A 17,979-nucleotide genomic window follows, 5' to 3' on the forward strand; every position below is an offset into this window, starting at 1 on the left:
CTAAATATAGTTACGCCCTTGTGTTTCCTTCCAATCAGCTGTAAAATCATCAACCGCTTTTTGGATTGATGGGTTCTCCAAACCAGATTCATATACTGCTCCACTAGCTGTTACAGCGTGAGCACCGGCTGTTAATGCCTTATTCATCTGGGCAACATTTTTGAAACTAGCAGCCAAAATCTTAGTTGAGCTACCTTTATTTTGAATAGCTTGTACCAGTTGGGTAATCACTATTTCAGAATCCGTATTAAGGTTCTCCATTCTATTATAATAAGGTGCCAGATAATCAGCGTCGGCTTCAATTGCTAAAAGTCCTTGAAAAAGGCTATAAATAGCTGTTGCTGTGATATTGAATCCCTGTTTTTTTAGCTCTTTCATCGCTGCTAATCCTGCAGCAGAGACAGGAATTTTAATATAAAGATTACCCCCCAACTCATTTCTGAGCTTATGAGCATCCTTAATAATGCCCTTGACATCAGCTGCTACAACCTGTGCATGAAAACTAGATTTTTCACCGATAATTTCACGAATTTTTCGAGCCTGTTCAAAGAAGTCAATATTGCCTTCTTTTTTGACAATTGAAGGATTTGACGTTACGCCAGCTAGAGGTAAAATAGCTGCCCATTTTTCAATTTCTTTTAAATTTACAGTATCAAGCATAAATTCCATTGAAATTCTCCTTTAAACGGTAGCCATAATATTAAATCATGTATCTTCGATAAGACCTTATAAAGCTAACTGATTTTGCAGCACATAAAAGGATAACAACCACCAATGAAGTGGTACTGAAAGCACCAAAAATTTGAAAAGCTAAAAAATATCTTACCTGTAGACTGATTGCTACAGTCACAAATAAAACTATCCTAATCAAGGGTACCATAACACATAACTATTACAGTTTATTTGAGTTAGTATTTCAATTACATTTCGATGTTAAATCGCTTAGCACGTTACCCCAATCGCTAACCATTTTTGATACCCAGGGTCTCCATGATGACCTTATTGGACTTGCCTGCCTTCTTCATGTCGATACAGGCTAACTTGGTTTCTAACGCATACGCTTTTTTGACCATAACAAAACACTCCTGTTTCTAGTTTACTAGATTTCAACAGGAGTGTTTTTCTTGTGTCTCATTTTATGGGGCTAGTACCCTGTTAGCTGAAGGTTTTATCCATCCTGAGGGAATCGAACCCCCATCTCAAGAACCGGAATCTTACGTGATATCCATTACACTAAGGATGGCGACGCTTAATATTATACCACGACAAAACAAAAGTTGCCATAGGAAAATAACAATCCGGTGGAAAACAAACTCGAACTCTCTAATTTCTGAAATCAGGGGACCTTAAGTAACAAGTGAGGAAAAGAGAAATCAGTAGACAGAGTCCTGATTTTCCTCGTTTTTATAGTAAGTCAATAATCAATTTTAAATTCAAAACAGTCAGCAAGCTTGCAATCAAATAAGCCGTTACCATATTCCATCTAGCGTTGCTATAGCCTCCCATCAGCTTTCGACTAGATGTGAAATAAATCAGAGGAAAGATCGAAAAAGGCAGAGCAAGAGACAAAAAAACTTGAGAGTAAACAATCAGCTGATCCAGCACCTTCTCTTGACCACCCCAAATCAGCGTTGCTAGCATTACAGGTAAAAGAGCCAATAAACGTGTCAATAACCTAATAGCCCATTGCGGTAAGCGAAGATTTAAAAAACCTTCCATAACAATTTGTCCGGTTAGAGTTCCTGTAATCGTTGAATTTTGCCCGCTCGCTAGGAGAGCTACAGCAAAAAGGGTGGACAACAAACCACTGGCAACACTGCCAGCGATAGTTGGGTCTGCAAGCGCATTGTACATCTGTGTAAAGGCACTAATCTTGCTGGCATGACCATAGAATAGGGAAGCTCCCAAAACTAAAAGTAAGGAATTAACAACAAAAGCTAAGCTCAGCTGAATATTAGAATCCCAAGTCATAAAGCGAATTGCCCGACGAATAGCCATTGGATTATCATAATCAACCCGCCTTGTCTGCGAAATAGATGAGTGGAGATAGAGGTTGTGCGGCATTACTGTCGCCCCGATAATCCCTAAGGCCAAGGTCAGCTTGGTATGGGCACCGACCTGATGAACGTCAAAAATTGAAGGACTGGGAACAAAGCCCTTAAATATACCAGTGATGCTTGGATGCGAAATAAGCGTTAAATAAGCAAAAATAAGTAGAATGGTCAAAATCAAAGTCGATACAATCGCTTCGATCTTACGAAAACCCAGCTTCATCAATGACAGAAGCAAAAAGACATCCAAAATCGTTGTAAAAATAGCAACCATCAAGGGCCAGCCAAATAAAAGATGCAGGGCAATTCCAGAACCGATGACTTCTGCTAAATCAGTCGCCATTAGAGCTAACTCAATGATAACAAAAAGACCATAACGCAGCCATTTGGGCAGATGGGCCGCTGTCGCCTGAGCCAAGTCCTGACGTGTCACAATACCTAACTTTCCGGCCATCTGTTGCAACTGCATGGCCATCAAGGACGAAATCAAAACAATAGATAGAAGCAAATACTTATAGCTGGCTCCACCCACAACACTTGTGATCCAATTGCCAGGATCCATATAGCCGACTGCCACTAGAGCACCCGGACCAATGAAAGCACGTAAGCTTTGCCAAAAAGAAGCGCTTTCAGGAACATCGACACTTTGGTTAACCTCATCGAGTGAGCGCTTTTCCGCTGAGTTTGGACTATGATGCGTTTTCAAAAGAGAACCTCTTTTCTAACTATTCAACTAGATTCATTATAGCACATATCAGCACAGCCAGCGATTTGAACAAATATTCCCTCTCATAAGAAAAACACAATAATTTGTAGGCATAAAAAAGGGCCTAGGACAAAAGTCCCAGTACCCTTTATAGCAATCGTTTTTTGCCATTTCACTCTTCGTTTCGTTAGCTGCACATAGTGTTAGACAGCAGCTCCGTCAGCTCCGAAGTAATACCAACGGCCATCCACTCTGACATAACGATTTTTAACACGTTCACCAGAAACTGCATCATAGTAGTATCTACGACCATTAATCGTAACCATAATACCCTTGGCTTGCTGACCTGTAGTTGGATCAAAATACAATTCTTGATTATTGATCTTCTGTTCTCCCTTAACAGCTACACCATTAGCATCATAATAGTACCATTGATTTGAGTTAGCGGCAGATTCAGCAAAAGCATTTGTGACTAAAGATCCTGAGTCAGCATCATAGTGACGACGGCTGCCATCAGCAGCTACAACGCTGATTCCCTTAGCTTGTTTACCAGTCGCTTCATCAAAATAGAGCCTTTGACCATTGATACTTTGTGCTCCTTTGACGACATGGCCATCAGCATCAGCATAGTACCAAGCATTGTCACCTGTCGTGAAGAACTCAGCAGTCTTTCGATCACCTGAATTAGCGTCATAGTAAGCAATTTGACCGTCCTGATCCGTCACAAAATCACCCTTAACCTGGATGCCTGAATCTGGATGGAAGTAAAGTGTCTGACCATTAACAGCCAATTGCCCTTTGGCCTGTTTGCCAGTCGCTTCATCAAAGTAATACCAGTTACCATCCATATTGCGGAAACCCTTGGCAACATAGCCATTATCATCAGCATAGTACCAGTCATCACCGATTGAGAAGAAATCTTTGACTAATTTGGCACCTGAGTTAAGATCATAATAACGCTGTCTGCCATTAGCATCTGTAAGGAAGCCCTTAGTTTGAGCTCCTGTTGTCTCATCGAAATGAAGCACAACGCCATTGATGGTCACTTCACCCTTAGCAGCTATACCATGCTCATCGAAATAATACCAGTTATTATCAACCTTAGCAAAATCATTCTTAATCATATTACCAGAATTTTCTGCGAAATAGCGAATGTTACCATCTTCATCAGTGATCATCTTGCCCTTAGCTTGGTAACCGTCTTGATCGAAGTAATAGGTAGCACCCTCAATCGTTTTAAGACCTGTGGCCATCACATTGTTTGCATCGATGTAGCGATACACTAGGTTGTTGGGATCTGCTGGATCTACAGATGAGTACCAATTTGGTCCAGTAAATAGCATACCTGTCTTACCGTAGTAATGACGATCGCCTTTCTCATCTTGATAGATCGTGTCACGCAACTGAACACCATTTGACAGGAAGAAGTAAGTCTTGCCATTATCTGCTTTATAAGATCCTGTTACCATATAGCCATCTTTATCAAAGTAATAGTAATGACCGCCCTCATAAACGAAGGAGGATACCGCCTTATTGCCAGATGTAGAGCGGTAAGTCATACCTTTACCATCAAAGTAGAAACCAGTTTGTGCACTCGTATCTCCTGTCAGAGCGGCTGGCAAGAAGTCACCCTTGTCATTAACAGTAAAGTATTTGCCAGTTGCATCATCACTGAGGACATATCCAGCACCCTTTTTAAGAATGTTAGTTCCATTGAAATACTTAGCTTCCCAAGTCTTAATTTTTGTTGACGTATCAAGTTTTTGTCCATTAGAAATCATCGGAACTTCGAACATGCTTGGGTATTTAGCCTTGAGCTCATCTAAGAATTCACCACCGTACTGTGCTTGGTAATCCTTACCACTACTCTTAGTATTAGCGGCATATAATGAGTGATCAATCTCAGCGTCAACAACTTCTTTACCGTAACTATCAATACGTGTAGCTGTCACAATTTCTTCACCTGGTAATGAATAAACTTGGTCCGGTACCCAATCGGCAATTGCTTGGATCCCTGCAGCATGGAGAGCCTTAAGCGCATTGGCCAAATCTTCCTTAGAACCATATTTATTATTTTGGCTCATAGCTAGGTCATAGCGGTCATCAAAAGCATAGCCATTTTTAATAATGGAATCAATGAAGGTGCCGTCATCTGTTGATACGTACTGCGGTGCCATTTCAAAGGAAGTCACACCCCAAGCCTTAAAGAGATCAGCATTTTCAGCAATTCGCTTATTGGTATATTCAGAATCATTAGTAGCAAAGTCTTGGAAATTTGAGAAACCTTCATAGATCAGCTGTGAATCCAGAGCTGCTGAGGTCTTGTAGGTTAAGTCATCTGAACTCTTGGCTTCTTCACTAGCTGCTACACGAATATCCTGATTAGCCTGTGCCCCAACCGGTACCCAAACAGCCAGATAGCCGCTCATATCAACTGTTGAATAACCTTTGATATCATCAGCTGTAAAGGTCAAGTTCCCATTTTCATCTGTATATTTAACCAGATTAGTATCAGCATCAGTCAAGTAAGATTTGACACCATCCTGCGTACCTAACAGCAGAGGGCGATAGGCCTGATTAGCATGGACTTGTCCCACATTAACGGTAACCGTATCGTTAGCTGCTAAGGACAGGTTAGGATTATTGCTCACCAAGGTTACCATACCCGACGTACGACTAAGATCTGTTCCCTGACTATCATCAGCCGTCATAATATCTTGACCGAAGCGGACAGATGTTAAAACTTCTTGGCCAGAGTCAGTCTTGGCAACATTCATAGCTTGACCACCAGATACGTAGGCAATACGAGCCCGCATCAAGGTATCAATAGCATCAAAGTAAGGCGATTTAGTAGCCATATACTGGCCATCATCTGTATACAAATCACCATAATAAACCCGAGGCACAGATTCCATATTGCTCAATAAGAGGGCATAGGCGGCTGGAATATTATAATGGGTATAGGTCTTTTCAACCTTGTTCATGTCTTCATTGTAAATTTTGAAGGCCTCTTTGAGCTGGTCCAAGGTAAAGGTATAACCATCCGTTGTTGTATCAATTTCCTTAGCGATAATCTTGGCAATAATCGTTTGTACCTCACTGTCGTGAGCCCGTACAAAGGAATAATTAGCGATTGTATCGCCATAAGCCGAGTCGTTGCGGCGTTCCTTATTCAGCGTATCGGTAATCAAGCTTTCCAATCCCTGCCGCTGATCAAGCTGTCTTGTTAAGGTTGACAGAGCAGCTAGACGAGAATAGTTATCAATAGAGATAGCAGCGCCGTTCGTATCAATATTATATTGATTATCGTTATAACTCCATGCTTCAAGGATGGAAATATGTGCTAAAGCATCAGCTTCTGATTTATTGACGCCGTAATATTCTTGGAAGTAATTGGTATAGACCTGAAGGAGGTCGGCATTGACATTATCAACCGCATCAACCCGTACACCATCAAAGTTAGCTTGGTCATCACCCATGACAATCGAGCCCCAGTTCATCAAATAATGCAGCTGGTTGAGCATTTCTGCTTGAACTACCGGATTTGAATTATCCACATCATTGGACAGCAAGAATTCGTAACCACCAATTGGGTTACTGTCAGCGAAATAACGCTGCTGACCAGTTTGTGTAGTTGGAGTGCGATTGAGCAAACGATAATCCGAATTGGCCCACGGTGTTAGATCACTATTATTGTAGAGCAAAGCACCATGTTGCAGATGGTCGTTGCGGTTAAGATTTTCCGAGTCAACATTCCACTTCGACTGCTGGGTTACGAAAGCCTTAATAGCCGAGCGAAGCCACTCTGTATTGTTCTCAGCTGTGATACGCTGCTCAATCTTCGTCTGAATAAGCTGAGCTGCTTTATTAAGGGCAACTTGAGAAGTTTCGGTCGTGAAGTTTTCATTATCTGAACCAAGGTAATCCGACATATAATTCAGATAAGCTACCTGCGTGTCCTTATCAGGCCACCAGCTCATCAGAACTGGACGTAAATCATCCGCTGTCGAAGCTTCCCAAGTTTGACCATTGCGCAAGATTGATTCTGGGCGATACCAGCTGTTAGCTGTCAAATAGCCATCAACCAATTCAAAACTCTCAGCATTAGAATTGTAAGCCTTATTATGAGCTGTAAAATCATCAACCAAATTGGTTAATCCTTGTGAGAATGAGTAGGTTGATGTGCTGGAAAGCGCACCAGTATCAGCGTCAAAGTAAAGCATTTGACCATTGACTGTGATGGCAAAATTCTTCTTATAGCTGCCATCTGGCTGAACATAATAGTAATTCCCATCGATCTGCTTAACATTATCAAGAGACATAGCCGCCTCTTTTTCCTGATTAGTCAGATCGGCTGCTTGAGCTGGGGCAGTTTCCACTGCAGCCACATCACGGCGCTCGACCCTGACTCCGTCGGAAGCTGGAGCCTGCTCTTGCCCAGCAGCTTGATTGGCAGCCTCTTGCCTTGGTGCTGTTTCTTGATCCACTGGGGTTTCAGTCGTTTCCTCTGAAGACCGTGCACTACCCGCTGCAGGAACTTCGGTACTTTCTTCAGCAGGAACACTAGATTCAGCTGGAACTTCAGTATTTGCATCGTCAGAGGAAGCTGAATCTGAAGCTACAGCTTCCGTCTCCTGACTACCGTCATCTGCTGCAGCGACCTGTTCGCTAGCTGTCGCTTCATCTGCCGATACATGGCTATCACCGACAGAACCCATACCAATGATGCTAAGCAAACCAATAGTGGCCACAGCTATAGTTACCCACTGTTTTTTAACCTTGTGTAGTTTATAACGTAGTTTTTTTTCCATTAGGACTGCTCCTTCAAGCCTTAGGCTTTAAATTATTTAGTTAAATGTACTGAGAACCAGCACTCCCTTAACCGCCAAACATGATAGCATTTTTACTTTACAAACCTACTATTTCTGATGTCATTTTCTTTGTTAATTATTTCAACTCAGTAACATTGCAATCCCTTGTCATTCATGGCATTTCCAAGACTTTGGTTTCCATTTTCTGCAAAAAACAATGTATTTCTGAAAACGATTTTACATGAAATTCTTTTCCTTAATTAGGCCCAAAAATCATGACAAGATCTCGCAGACGATCACACCATAAAGAGTCGAGCACCGAAGCTGGCTTCAAAGAAAAGCTGAATATACTTGAGGTATTCCCGAGTTGGCTTTAGTCAACAACACTCAAGCAATACCAGCAACCATTGATTAAATATTTTCCCTACCTATTAGAGGCTTTAAAGAGAGACGAAAAAAGCCCCAAGTTTGAGGCTTCTTCCTAACTAATAAAGATTTTTTTCCACTTCTTGCTTAACATACTCCCACTCCTGCTGGGCTCTAGCCAATTTGCGCTGATAGTCTGCTAAACCTTGGTTAGCATATTGAACAAGATAGTTTTGCTTGACAGGCGGTAACTTAGGAATTGGTATTTCCAATAGCTGAGCTGTTGAAATATTAAGAATTCCCTTACCGTGGTCTGCAGTTGCCAAGAGTTCTTGACCCAGATCCGATTCTAAAAAGAGCTTCAAATAAAAACCACTAATCTCCCCAATCGGACGTAAAACTGTAATATTTGAAGAAGCAACGATAGGATAATCCTGTTCTTCAAACACAGCTACCTTTTTAACCGTCCCTTTAGAAGCTACCAAAACATCACCAGTTTCTAAAAGATACTTGGGCAACTTGTCCTTTGATTCTTGAAAGGTTTTAAGCTGACTGTAGTCAATACCAAATTCTGTCATGTCAGATAAATTGATGTAGCTAATCTCCCCTGGCTCTGCTTTACTAGAGACGGCCTTCCCTTTAAAAGCACGCACTACCTGACCAAGAGGCACTTTTACGATCTGATTGGCAAGATATCCTTCTATCAACGCCATATGCATTCTCTCCTTCTCCTCTTATTTATCCATATCTGGTCCTGTAGCCAATATGGAAATCGCAATATACCTGCTCTATCATACCCTAATTTCTTAAGAAAATCAAAAGAATATGCAAAAGAACCCCTATAAATGCCCATTTTGGGGCTATTAAAGGGGTTTTAATTTATCTTTATAAAGCCTTGAGCGCTGCGATCGCTGCCTCATAGTCAGGCTCTGAATTAACGTTCTCCAAATACTCTGTATAGCGCACTGTATTGGTTTCATCCAAAACCAGCACAGCCCGTGCTAAAAGGTGCCATTCTTCCATTAGCAGCCCATAAGCCTTGGCAAAGCTATTATCATAGTAATCCGACAGCATGATAACATCCTCCAAATCTTGCGCACCGCACCAACGCTCTTGGGCAAAGGGGAGATCTGCCGATACTGTAATCACAAGAGTATCAGGCCTTGCAGCCAAGTCTCGGTTAAACGTCCGTGTCTGAGTAGAACAAAGACCTGTATCAATTGAAGGAACGATACTGATGACCTTTTTCTCTTGAAAATCAGATAAATGCTTTTTAGTCAAATCTGTCGCTGTTAAGGTAAAATCATGTGCTATATCCCCTACTTGCAACTGTTTAGCTTTATCAACCTTTACAGGTTTTCCTAAAAATGTTGGCATATTGCTCCCTACTTTCTAGCCATCCATCAACGGCACCTACATGGTAACGCTTTTTTTAGGAGATTGCCAAGATTTTGACTATAAATTATTTGCCTTGAAAGGCTTGAAAGAGTTCAAGAATCTTATCGGCAATCGCTTGGTTATCAGCTTCAACTTGATCATCAGCGTAAGTCTTTAGATAAGTAAAACTACCGACTTGGACACCGTAGAGAGCCTCCTTGAACATCTCAATGTCATTTTTATCATTTCCAAAAGCTATGAAGGGCTCCTCATCAAGAATTTCCAAGATAGTCGAAGCCTTGCTAACTTGGTTAGGATTAAGATAAAGGCATTTTTCTTGTTCATGGTAAAAGAGCTCCAGTTTATCGGTGGACTTGATCTGATATGAGATATCAGCCACTAATTCTTCGTGATTACCCATATAGATAACCATTTTAATAGGATGTTCCAGCTCTTCCGCTGCTATCTTATTAGCTAGACTCAGGGGGTCAACCAAATTGATAAAAGGAATATGCTCCTCATTGCCCGTTGCATAATTAAAAGAATTATCAACAAAATATGGCAAATTGTAAGTACGGCAATAACTGAGAGCCTCACGATAGACTTCCGTATCCAAATTGTACTCCAGCACTAGCTGGCCTTGATTGTAGACCAGCCCTCCATTCAAGCCGATAACGCGCTCCTTGGCCAGCTCCTCACCTAGCATATCAACGGAATCCCGATACGACCTAGCTGACGCAAAAACGACAGTATGTCCAAAATCTTTGGCTTTACCAAGTACTGCTTTGATTTTACTATCTATACTAAACCCATCAAAAGACAGGGTACCGTCCAAATCAAAAATAAAATGCATCGCACATCTCCTATTCTTACGCACTTCCCTACGATTATAACAAAAAACTAGGCCGAAACCTAGATTTTATTGGACATTTATGACGCTACTGTTACTTTTTTGCGAATTTTTAAATAGAGAAAGAGGCAAACTAAGGATAGCACGAATACCGTCAAAATACTTCCCTCTACACCAAAAGCACCACCACTCAAATATGAAGCTCCTTTTAACTTCAACTGAATAATAGATGATGGCAAGGCAGCTGTGCCGGAAACTGGAATACCAAAAACAGAACCTTGAAAGCAATTCCACGCCGCATGAAATCCAAAGACTCCCCAGATATTGCCCTCCCAAACGACATAGAGGCACATCATGAGACCAAATAATATGACCACTAAGAGAGAAAGGATGGTTACATGAGCATTTGGCAGATGTAATAAGCCAAACAGAAGCGAAGCTACCATGACGGCCGTAAACTTCCGATGGTGGCTAGCCACTGCTGGCATTAACCAGCCTCTAGTCAAGAGTTCCTCAGCTCCACTCTGAACTTGCCAAGCAAGTATATATAATAATAGGAATCCTAGGCTTTTAGCTGAGATATTAATTTTTTCCAACTCGACCATTCCAAAAAGGCTCAATAAAACCACCATAATACTAAAAAGCCCTGCACCGATCAACCACCCCTTAGCCAGTTCTCTACCTGCCTTCCTCTTAAACAGACCCAGCGAGGAAATAGGGCGCTTCTCCACCCATTTTACCCAACCAAAGACAGCAAGATAAATGCCCCAGAAGGCAAACAGTCCAATTAAGGTAGAAACATCTGTTGAAAATGGTAGACTGGTTTGTATTTCTCCAGACGGACTAGGAGTCGGAAAACCATGTCTAAGATAATAAATCAAAGTAATAGGCACTAGGCTAAGACCACCTATCAGGACACCTAAAAACAAGAGCATCAGGGCTATAAGAATCAGTAATATAATTGACTTCGGTATCTTACCTTTTGCCGTTTCGGTAAAAAGATTAGTTTTCATTTCATGGCCTCCTTTTCATCAGATACTAAGTCGCTCAAATTATCCAACGGATAATTTGAAATTGGAATTAAGCTTGCAAAGCAAACATCAATGGGCGACTCAAAAGACAATAGAAAAGTTGACACAGTGGCTGAGGGTAAGACTAAGTCGGCTAAGCCAATAAGTCTTACCCCTGCACAGTAGGTACTTTAGCACCAATGAACCACTGCTGATTGAAGGTCTTTAGGGCGTACTCGCATTTTCCGATATTCCTTAAAAGTCCCATTGGACCTTTTAATCCTTACAAGCGATAGCGGCGAGTGTGCTGAGCGCCATTAATCTTATTTCTAATTTCAAAAGGCTCTCTTTTTATTTTGTAATATTTAGCACCACTCATCTACTGCAGTTTGACCAGCAATACGGCCAAAAGTAAAAATGTCAGTCAAGGAGTTGCCACCCAAACGATTACCAGCATGAAGACCGCCAGCTACTTCTCCTGCTGCATAGAGGCCTGAGATAACACGACCTTGTCGGCTGATAACATGGACTTGGGTATCAATTTTCAGACCACCCATGGTATGGTGAACTGCCGGTTTTCTAGGAGTTGCATAGAAAGGTGCTTTTTCACATTTAAGATCAAAGCTGCCTTTATTGAATTCAGGATCATAACCGCTATCAACATAACGATTGTAATTCGTAATAGTTTCAACCAAAACTTTCGGATCAATAGCAATTTGCTCTGCTAACTCTTCTAGAGTATCGGCACGATAGAGCGTGCCTGCTGTCACCTGTGCTTCAATTTTTTCATCACTAGTGTTGTAAGCTGTTTGTTTGATATTATCGTCCGCAATCAGATAGAATAACCCACCATTATCAATAGCCGCTTGCGATAATTTATCACGACTGCCATATTCATCAACAAAGCGTTTGCCTTTCCTATTAACCATGATAAAGTTTGCAGGCGGTACCTGCAGGCCGGAAAAGAGAGCGCCAGTTTCCGGATCTGATACAGGCATCATCTGAGTAAAGCCCATGCCAACAAGATCAGCTCCAACACTTTGTCCAAGGATGATGCCATCTCCCGTAATAGCTGGTGAATTAGACGTTCTGATGTCATCATCAATTTCTGTCCAGTAAGTATTGTATTTTTGCAGCATCTTTGTGTTAGCACCGAACCCGCCAGAAGCTAGGACTACCGCCTTAGCATGGACTGTAATTTTTTGACCATTGCGACCAGTACCAATAATACCACGAACAATGCCATCCTCGACAATTAATTCTTTGACTGGGGCATCGGTCAGGATAGTTCCACCATTGTCTCGCACATATTTATCCAATACAGAGATATAAGCATAGCCCATGGGGACTTTCGGCTTGTGACCGCGACGCCACAGGGCTCCAACCGGCATAGTGACTTCATTACGGTCAAACTCTAAACCGATATCCTCCAGCCACTTAACAGATTCGAGAGCCTGTTCTGTCAAAATTTTAACAAGGTCATAATCACCGTGAATTTCATTACCCTGCAGATCTATTCGCTTACCGCCAATGTAGGTTTGGATACGGTAGAGCAAATTTGAATCGAACAGATAATCTGGATTTTTAAGATAGCTTGCCAGTTCTAACTTCAAAGCACGGAAATCTTCCAGATACTCTGGGTCAATATCACCTTCATCAGTATCATAAAGATTTTTTAGATTTTGGGCTTCTCCAGGATGGGCTGAAAAGCTATTTTGCCACTCAGGCCAAGGCGCATTGATTGGGCCACCTGCACGGACAGTATTACCTCCCAATGCTGGGAATTTTTCAACAACAATAGCAGTCTTACCCTCTTGTAGAACAGCGGCTGCCGCCGCTAAACCTGCACCACCGCCACCAACAACTGCAACATCAACTATATATTCTTTATCGTTCTTGTCTAAAGCAGATGGTGCCTTTGGACGTTTCCGCAATACATCGGGATTCCCCCCTGCCAATTTGACAGCACGGGCAACTCCATCCAAAACGCCATTGCTGGTTACCGAAGCACCAGAAACGGCATCTACATTAAGCGTCTGCCCTTCCAAAATTTCATTTGGAATACGAGTAAAAACGATGTCTGCAATTCCAGAAGATTCTCCAGAACTATCAATATCAATTTTTTCAATTTTCTCATCGGAGAGAGTGACAGCCATCGGCAACTTGCCATTATGTCCTTGCGTTGTTACTTGGTAGGTTCCCGGTTCAAAGCGAATTTCTTCTGGAAGATTAAGCTGATTAGCCACAGCTACGAAACGCAGGAAACGCCAAAAACAGCTATCTAAAAAATCCACCGTCCGCTCGTCTCTTAAGTTTCCTTCACTATCAAAAGCCTTGTGAGCAAAGCCAAGCAAGAATTCACTGCCAGGCATAACGCTAGCATTAACACCAGGAGCATCCAAAATTTGACGTAAATGCAACTGAGCCCGAGATGATCCTTGTTCCGTATAAGAGGCACCTACAATCATAACAGGTTTTCCATCAAGCGGATGAATATTAAAGGACAGCCATTCAAGCAAACTATTCAAACTTGACGGGATCGTATGGTTGTGCTCCGGTGTTGCAATAATAACTCCTTCAGCCTCAGAAATCTTTTGATTAAAACTTTGGATAAGAGGCGATTCCGTCTGATCATCTGTTTCATTAAACATCGGAATATCTGTGATTTCTAAAATTTCAATGTCAGCTTGTCTTGCAAAATGCTTGACCATAAACTGCAATAGTTTCCGATTGTAAGAAGTTTTTGCATTGGTACCTGTGATAGCTACTAATTTCATAACATTTCTCCTACTCTTTGACATCCCAAACAAAAGCTCTTTTGCGTTCAGTATCAGTTTCCTTAACTAACTGGTTTGTTAAAGTGACAAAGCTCTGAAATTCATCAAAAACATCTTCCAACTCAGCTAGCTTTTCAGGATTGTTGAACTGACCGCCATCTAAAACCTGCTCAGAATTGCCCAAAAGGAATTCATTTCCTGGCATGACACGAGCCTTTAATTCCGGAGCATTAAGAATTTGGCGTAAATGCGCCTGTGCACGTGATGTTCCCAGATTTCCGAGCGAAGCCCCTACAATCATCGTCGGTTTATTAATCAAACTACGACTAGTATAAGCGATCCACTCCAAAACAGAAGAAAGGGGGGCTGGTACGGTATGGTCGTACTCTGGAGTTGCAATAATCACTCCTTCAGCAGCCGCAATTTTTTGGCTGAAAGCAGCAACTGAATCAGGAACTGCTTTATTTTCCGGTTCATTAAAAGCTGGTAAATCCTTGATTTCCAGCACCTCAATATCAGCTTGGTCAGTAAAATATCTAGCCATAAATTGCAATAGCTTTCGATTGGTTGAACGATTTGAATTCGTCCCCACAATAGCAACCAGTTTCATATTGTTCCTCCTAGTAATCATTAAGATATTAAGCCACCCGAATAATCCAGTGGATAATTCGAAATTGGAAATTGAGCTTGCAAAGAAAAATAAGAAAGACATGACTTTTTAAACTACTGCTCCTGTCAGAGCTACCTTGCTTTTTTTTAACTTTTTCCAAGCTTAGTTTTGATCTTTTAACCTAATCTTACTCTTTGTTCCCTCTTTTTGCAAGCGCTTTTAAAACAATCAATAGGCCTTTAGGCAGTACCGCCAGATTACTAGATAGAATACTTGAACAAAAATAGCAGTTTTAAACTTAGGAGCTGCCGCTAGCAAGACAGACAGTTTTCAGTTTATCTATAAAAACAAGAAAAAGCTACTAGAATCTCTCCTAGCAGCTTTAGGGATAATGCTATCAACCTAATAATAGAACCTTATTTTTTAAGGTTATAGAATGAGTTGATACCCTTGTATTGAGCAACTTCACCAAGTTGATCTTCAATGCGAAGCAATTGGTTGTACTTAGCCATACGGTCAGTACGTGACAATGAACCTGTCTTGATTTGACCAGCGTTCGTTGCAACTGCGATATCAGCGATTGTTGAATCTTCTGTTTCACCTGAACGGTGTGATACAACAGCAGTGTAGCCAGCTTCTTTCGCCATTTCGATAGCTTCGAATGTTTCAGTCAAAGTACCGATTTGGTTAACCTTGATAAGGATTGAGTTAGCAGCACCTTCCTTGATACCACGCGCAAGGTAGTCAGTGTTTGTAACGAAGAAATCGTCACCAACCAATTGAACACGGCCACCGAGACGTTCCGTAAGAGCTTTCCAACCTTCCCAGTCATTTTCATCCATACCATCTTCGATAGTGATAATTGGGTATTTGTTTACCAGCTCTTCAAGATAGTCAATTTGCTCTGCAGCAGTACGTTTCGCACCAGTTTCGCCTTCGAATTTAGTGTAGTCGTAAACACCATTTTCGTAGAATTCAGAAGAAGCACAGTCAAAACCAAGCATAATTCCGTTTTCACCAGCTTCGTAACCAGCTGCTTCAATAGCCTTAAGGATAGTCTCTACACCATCTTCAATGCCATCAAAGCGAGGAGCAAATCCACCTTCGTCACCAACAGCTGTCTCAAGACCACGTTCTTTAAGGATTTTCTTAAGAGCATGGAAGACTTCTGCACCCCAGCGAAGACCTTCTTTAAATGTTGGTGCACCAACTGGCATAATCATGAATTCTTGGAAAGCGATTGGAGCGTCTGAGTGAGAACCACCATTGATGATGTTCATCATTGGAGTTGGTAATACTTTCGTATTGAATCCACCAAGGTAGCTGTAAAGAGGCACTTCGAGGTAGTCAGCCGCAGCGCGTGCAGCAGCGATTGACACACCAAGGATAGCGTTTGCACCCAATTTACCTTTGTTTGGAGTACCATCAAGAGCAATCATAGCACGGTCGATAGCTTGTTGATCGCGCACATCGTAACCGATGATAGCTTCTGCAATGATGTTGTTTACGTTGTCAACAGCTTTTTGAGTTCCAAGTCCGCTGTAGCGAGATTTGTCACCGTCACGAAGCTCAACAGCTTCGTGTTCACCAGTAGAAGCTCCTGAAGGAACCATTCCACGTCCAAAAGCACCTGATTCAGTGTAAACTTCTACTTCAAGTGTTGGGTTACCGCGTGAGTCAAGGACTTCGCGTGCGTAAACATCAGTAATAATTGACATTACAATACTCTCCTTATGAGTTTAATTTTTTTACACCCTCATCATAACACAATCCTTGTTAATAAGCAAACAAGAACCAAACTCAGATTAATGATTTTGACATTATAAATAATATTATAAGTCGTGCTTTATCCCAGTTTCTTTTCCTATTTATCTCTTCCAACAATCTTGTGGTAAAATGGTGATAAGAGAGGTAATACTATGGACAATTTAGAAAAGAAATTGAGGACCGCGGCCTCCGGTGAAACTAGGATAAATCCTGATGAAATGAGGCAGTACTTAGGAACATTCAGGGAGCGAATCTTACTGACAGTTGACAAAAATATGGGCAATCGCGATGATGTTAAGACAGCTTTCCCAAAGATTTTAGCCAGTCTCAAATCCCAGTACAGTACGGTTAAAGTTAAGTCCTGCCCCAATCTTACCCAAAGCAACCAGCTGCTCTATATGAAGATGGCTCAAGAGGCTGGAGTTAGTTTTACTAATGTTAATGAGAAAGGGATACACCCTTTTGATCTTATCGTTCATACGGACAAAGCTGTCAATCAGGAAGAAACGGATATTTTTAAAGTCTTCTCCTCCTACTTTGAAACCAAGCAAGCAGCTCCAGACGCAAGTAAAGGGTTCTGGAAAAGGTTGTTTAAATAGGCTAGGAACTGTTATCAACAGATCAAGAAATTTTTAGATAAGCTGAACGAACTTCTCCTTGCCTTAATCACTTTCTATTCTGGTCAATCTTATTGCACCCTTATTTATGAATACAAGAAGGGACTATTATGACAATATTTAAGCACACTTACATGACAAATGAGCAGCACTCCGCCAAGGTCCTTGGCTCAGGATCTCTGAATGTTCTAGCAACACCAGCTCTCGTGGCATTTATGGAAAATGCTTCCTGCCTAGCAATTGCGCACCTTTTGCCTAAGGAGCAGACAACTGTAGGAACAGCTATTGATGTTCAGCATTTGGCTGCTAGCAAAATAGGTGACAAGGTCACGGTCTTTGTTAAACACTACCAGGTAAAGGGTCGTCATTTTGAATTTGATATTGAAGCTTATGTAGAGGAAAAATTGATTGGCAAGTCCAAACATCAGCGCGTCGCTATCGATGCCCAACAATTTTTAAACCATTTGAATCATTAAGGAAGATAAATATGACAACCGAGCACTACTTACATGAAATTAAAATTTTTGAGAATGGTACCATTGACACATTTGAATTTGGTCATGTTGTGATTAAGACTGAAATTGTCAGCTCTTCTCTTAACTACTACGGCCACGCGCACGGTGGCTATTTATTTGCCATGTGTGACCAAATCAGCGGCCTAGTCTCCATTTCGACAGGTTTTGATGCGGTGACTCTGCAATCAAGTATCAACTACCTAAAGTCAGGGAATTTAGGGGACAAGCTAACTATTGAAGGTAGCTGCATTCATAACGGCAGAACCACCAAAGTCATCGATGTCACCATTAATAATCAAGATAGGGAACTCGTGGCCAAGGCTAGTTTTACCATGTACGTAACTGGCCAGCATAAGGAAGAAACAATCCAGTAGGAAGTGTGTGATCAACCACAGTCAGTTTGAGATTAGGACAATGACAACCGAGTACTATCTGACTAAAAAAGCGCCTTTTAAGCGCTCCTATTATTAATAGACTTGTTCGGTAACCAAAACTGGTATAAACTCATGAAAACCGCATACG

The 17,979-nt window shown here is 41.5% G+C and carries 13 protein-coding genes and 1 tRNA gene; 3 read left to right on the forward strand and 11 right to left on the reverse strand.

What is annotated here, in order from left to right:
- From ACVR1G_RS05230 to eno, 11 genes are all read right to left on the reverse strand, one after another.
- Positions 1-669: a fructose-6-phosphate aldolase gene (locus ACVR1G_RS05230; RefSeq protein ID WP_447452144.1), complete on the reverse strand. Its 669-nt coding sequence runs from the start codon at positions 667-669 to the stop codon at positions 1-3.
- Between the two features lie 502 nt (positions 670-1,171).
- Positions 1,172-1,243, reverse strand: a tRNA-Arg gene (locus ACVR1G_RS05235).
- Positions 1,244-1,404: 161 nt separating this feature from the next.
- Complete coding sequence (locus ACVR1G_RS05240; protein WP_447452145.1) at positions 1,405-2,757, reverse strand: Nramp family divalent metal transporter; 1,353 nt, start codon at positions 2,755-2,757, stop codon at positions 1,405-1,407.
- A gap of 203 nt (positions 2,758-2,960) precedes the next feature.
- Positions 2,961-7,568 (reverse strand): glycoside hydrolase family 70 protein, encoded by a 4,608-nt coding sequence (locus ACVR1G_RS05245; protein WP_447452146.1) that lies wholly within the window; start codon positions 7,566-7,568, stop codon positions 2,961-2,963.
- 485 nt (positions 7,569-8,053) lie between these two features.
- Positions 8,054-8,647, reverse strand: coding sequence for a restriction endonuclease subunit S (locus tag ACVR1G_RS05250; RefSeq protein ID WP_447452147.1), 594 nt, complete (start codon positions 8,645-8,647; stop codon positions 8,054-8,056).
- A 172-nt stretch (positions 8,648-8,819) separates the two neighbouring features.
- On the reverse strand, positions 8,820-9,311 hold the full coding sequence (gene tpx / locus ACVR1G_RS05255; protein WP_447452148.1) for a thiol peroxidase: 492 nt from the start codon (positions 9,309-9,311) through the stop codon (positions 8,820-8,822).
- A gap of 85 nt (positions 9,312-9,396) precedes the next feature.
- On the reverse strand, positions 9,397-10,164 hold the full coding sequence (locus ACVR1G_RS05260; protein ID WP_447452149.1) for an HAD-IIB family hydrolase: 768 nt from the start codon (positions 10,162-10,164) through the stop codon (positions 9,397-9,399).
- Between the two features lie 77 nt (positions 10,165-10,241).
- Positions 10,242-11,174, reverse strand: coding sequence for a CPBP family intramembrane glutamic endopeptidase (locus tag ACVR1G_RS05265; RefSeq protein ID WP_447452150.1), 933 nt, complete (start codon positions 11,172-11,174; stop codon positions 10,242-10,244).
- A 362-nt stretch (positions 11,175-11,536) separates the two neighbouring features.
- Positions 11,537-13,948 (reverse strand): flavocytochrome c, encoded by a 2,412-nt coding sequence (locus ACVR1G_RS05270; protein WP_447452151.1) that lies wholly within the window; start codon positions 13,946-13,948, stop codon positions 11,537-11,539.
- A gap of 10 nt (positions 13,949-13,958) precedes the next feature.
- On the reverse strand, positions 13,959-14,558 hold the full coding sequence (locus ACVR1G_RS05275) for an NADPH-dependent FMN reductase (protein ID WP_447452152.1): 600 nt from the start codon (positions 14,556-14,558) through the stop codon (positions 13,959-13,961).
- Between the two features lie 416 nt (positions 14,559-14,974).
- On the reverse strand, positions 14,975-16,276 hold the full coding sequence (gene eno / locus ACVR1G_RS05280) for a surface-displayed alpha-enolase (RefSeq protein ID WP_447452153.1): 1,302 nt from the start codon (positions 16,274-16,276) through the stop codon (positions 14,975-14,977).
- Positions 16,277-16,477: 201 nt separating this feature from the next.
- Here eno and ACVR1G_RS05285 point away from each other — a divergent pair, with 201 nt between their 5' ends.
- The 3 genes from ACVR1G_RS05285 (at position 16,478) to ACVR1G_RS05295 (ending at position 17,831) form a co-directional block, all read left to right on the forward strand.
- Positions 16,478-16,924 (forward strand): DUF1694 domain-containing protein, encoded by a 447-nt coding sequence (locus tag ACVR1G_RS05285; RefSeq protein WP_447452154.1) that lies wholly within the window; start codon positions 16,478-16,480, stop codon positions 16,922-16,924.
- A gap of 128 nt (positions 16,925-17,052) precedes the next feature.
- Positions 17,053-17,418 (forward strand): thioesterase family protein, encoded by a 366-nt coding sequence (locus ACVR1G_RS05290; protein WP_447452155.1) that lies wholly within the window; start codon positions 17,053-17,055, stop codon positions 17,416-17,418.
- Between the two features lie 11 nt (positions 17,419-17,429).
- Positions 17,430-17,831: a PaaI family thioesterase gene (locus ACVR1G_RS05295; protein ID WP_447452156.1), complete on the forward strand. Its 402-nt coding sequence runs from the start codon at positions 17,430-17,432 to the stop codon at positions 17,829-17,831.
- Positions 17,832-17,979 lie beyond the last annotated feature (148 nt).

The sequence above is a fragment of the Streptococcus dentasini genome (genome assembly GCF_053206945.1).

Coding starts and splice junctions, on each gene's coding strand:
- ACVR1G_RS05230 (WP_447452144.1), bottom strand. CDS start 669: ATGGAATTTATGCTTGATACTGTAAATTTAAAAGAAATTGAAAAATGG.
- ACVR1G_RS05245 (WP_447452146.1), bottom strand. CDS start 7,568: ATGGAAAAAAAACTACGTTATAAACTACACAAGGTTAAAAAACAGTGG.
- ACVR1G_RS05250 (WP_447452147.1), bottom strand. CDS start 8,647: ATGGCGTTGATAGAAGGATATCTTGCCAATCAGATCGTAAAAGTGCCT.
- tpx (WP_447452148.1), bottom strand. CDS start 9,311: ATGCCAACATTTTTAGGAAAACCTGTAAAGGTTGATAAAGCTAAACAG.
- ACVR1G_RS05260 (WP_447452149.1), bottom strand. CDS start 10,164: ATGCATTTTATTTTTGATTTGGACGGTACCCTGTCTTTTGATGGGTTT.
- ACVR1G_RS05265 (WP_447452150.1), bottom strand. CDS start 11,174: ATGAAAACTAATCTTTTTACCGAAACGGCAAAAGGTAAGATACCGAAG.
- ACVR1G_RS05270 (WP_447452151.1), bottom strand. CDS start 13,948: ATGAAATTAGTAGCTATCACAGGTACCAATGCAAAAACTTCTTACAAT.
- ACVR1G_RS05275 (WP_447452152.1), bottom strand. CDS start 14,558: ATGAAACTGGTTGCTATTGTGGGGACGAATTCAAATCGTTCAACCAAT.
- eno (WP_447452153.1), bottom strand. CDS start 16,276: ATGTCAATTATTACTGATGTTTACGCACGCGAAGTCCTTGACTCACGC.
- ACVR1G_RS05285 (WP_447452154.1), top strand. CDS start 16,478: ATGGACAATTTAGAAAAGAAATTGAGGACCGCGGCCTCCGGTGAAACT.
- ACVR1G_RS05290 (WP_447452155.1), top strand. CDS start 17,053: ATGACAATATTTAAGCACACTTACATGACAAATGAGCAGCACTCCGCC.
- ACVR1G_RS05295 (WP_447452156.1), top strand. CDS start 17,430: ATGACAACCGAGCACTACTTACATGAAATTAAAATTTTTGAGAATGGT.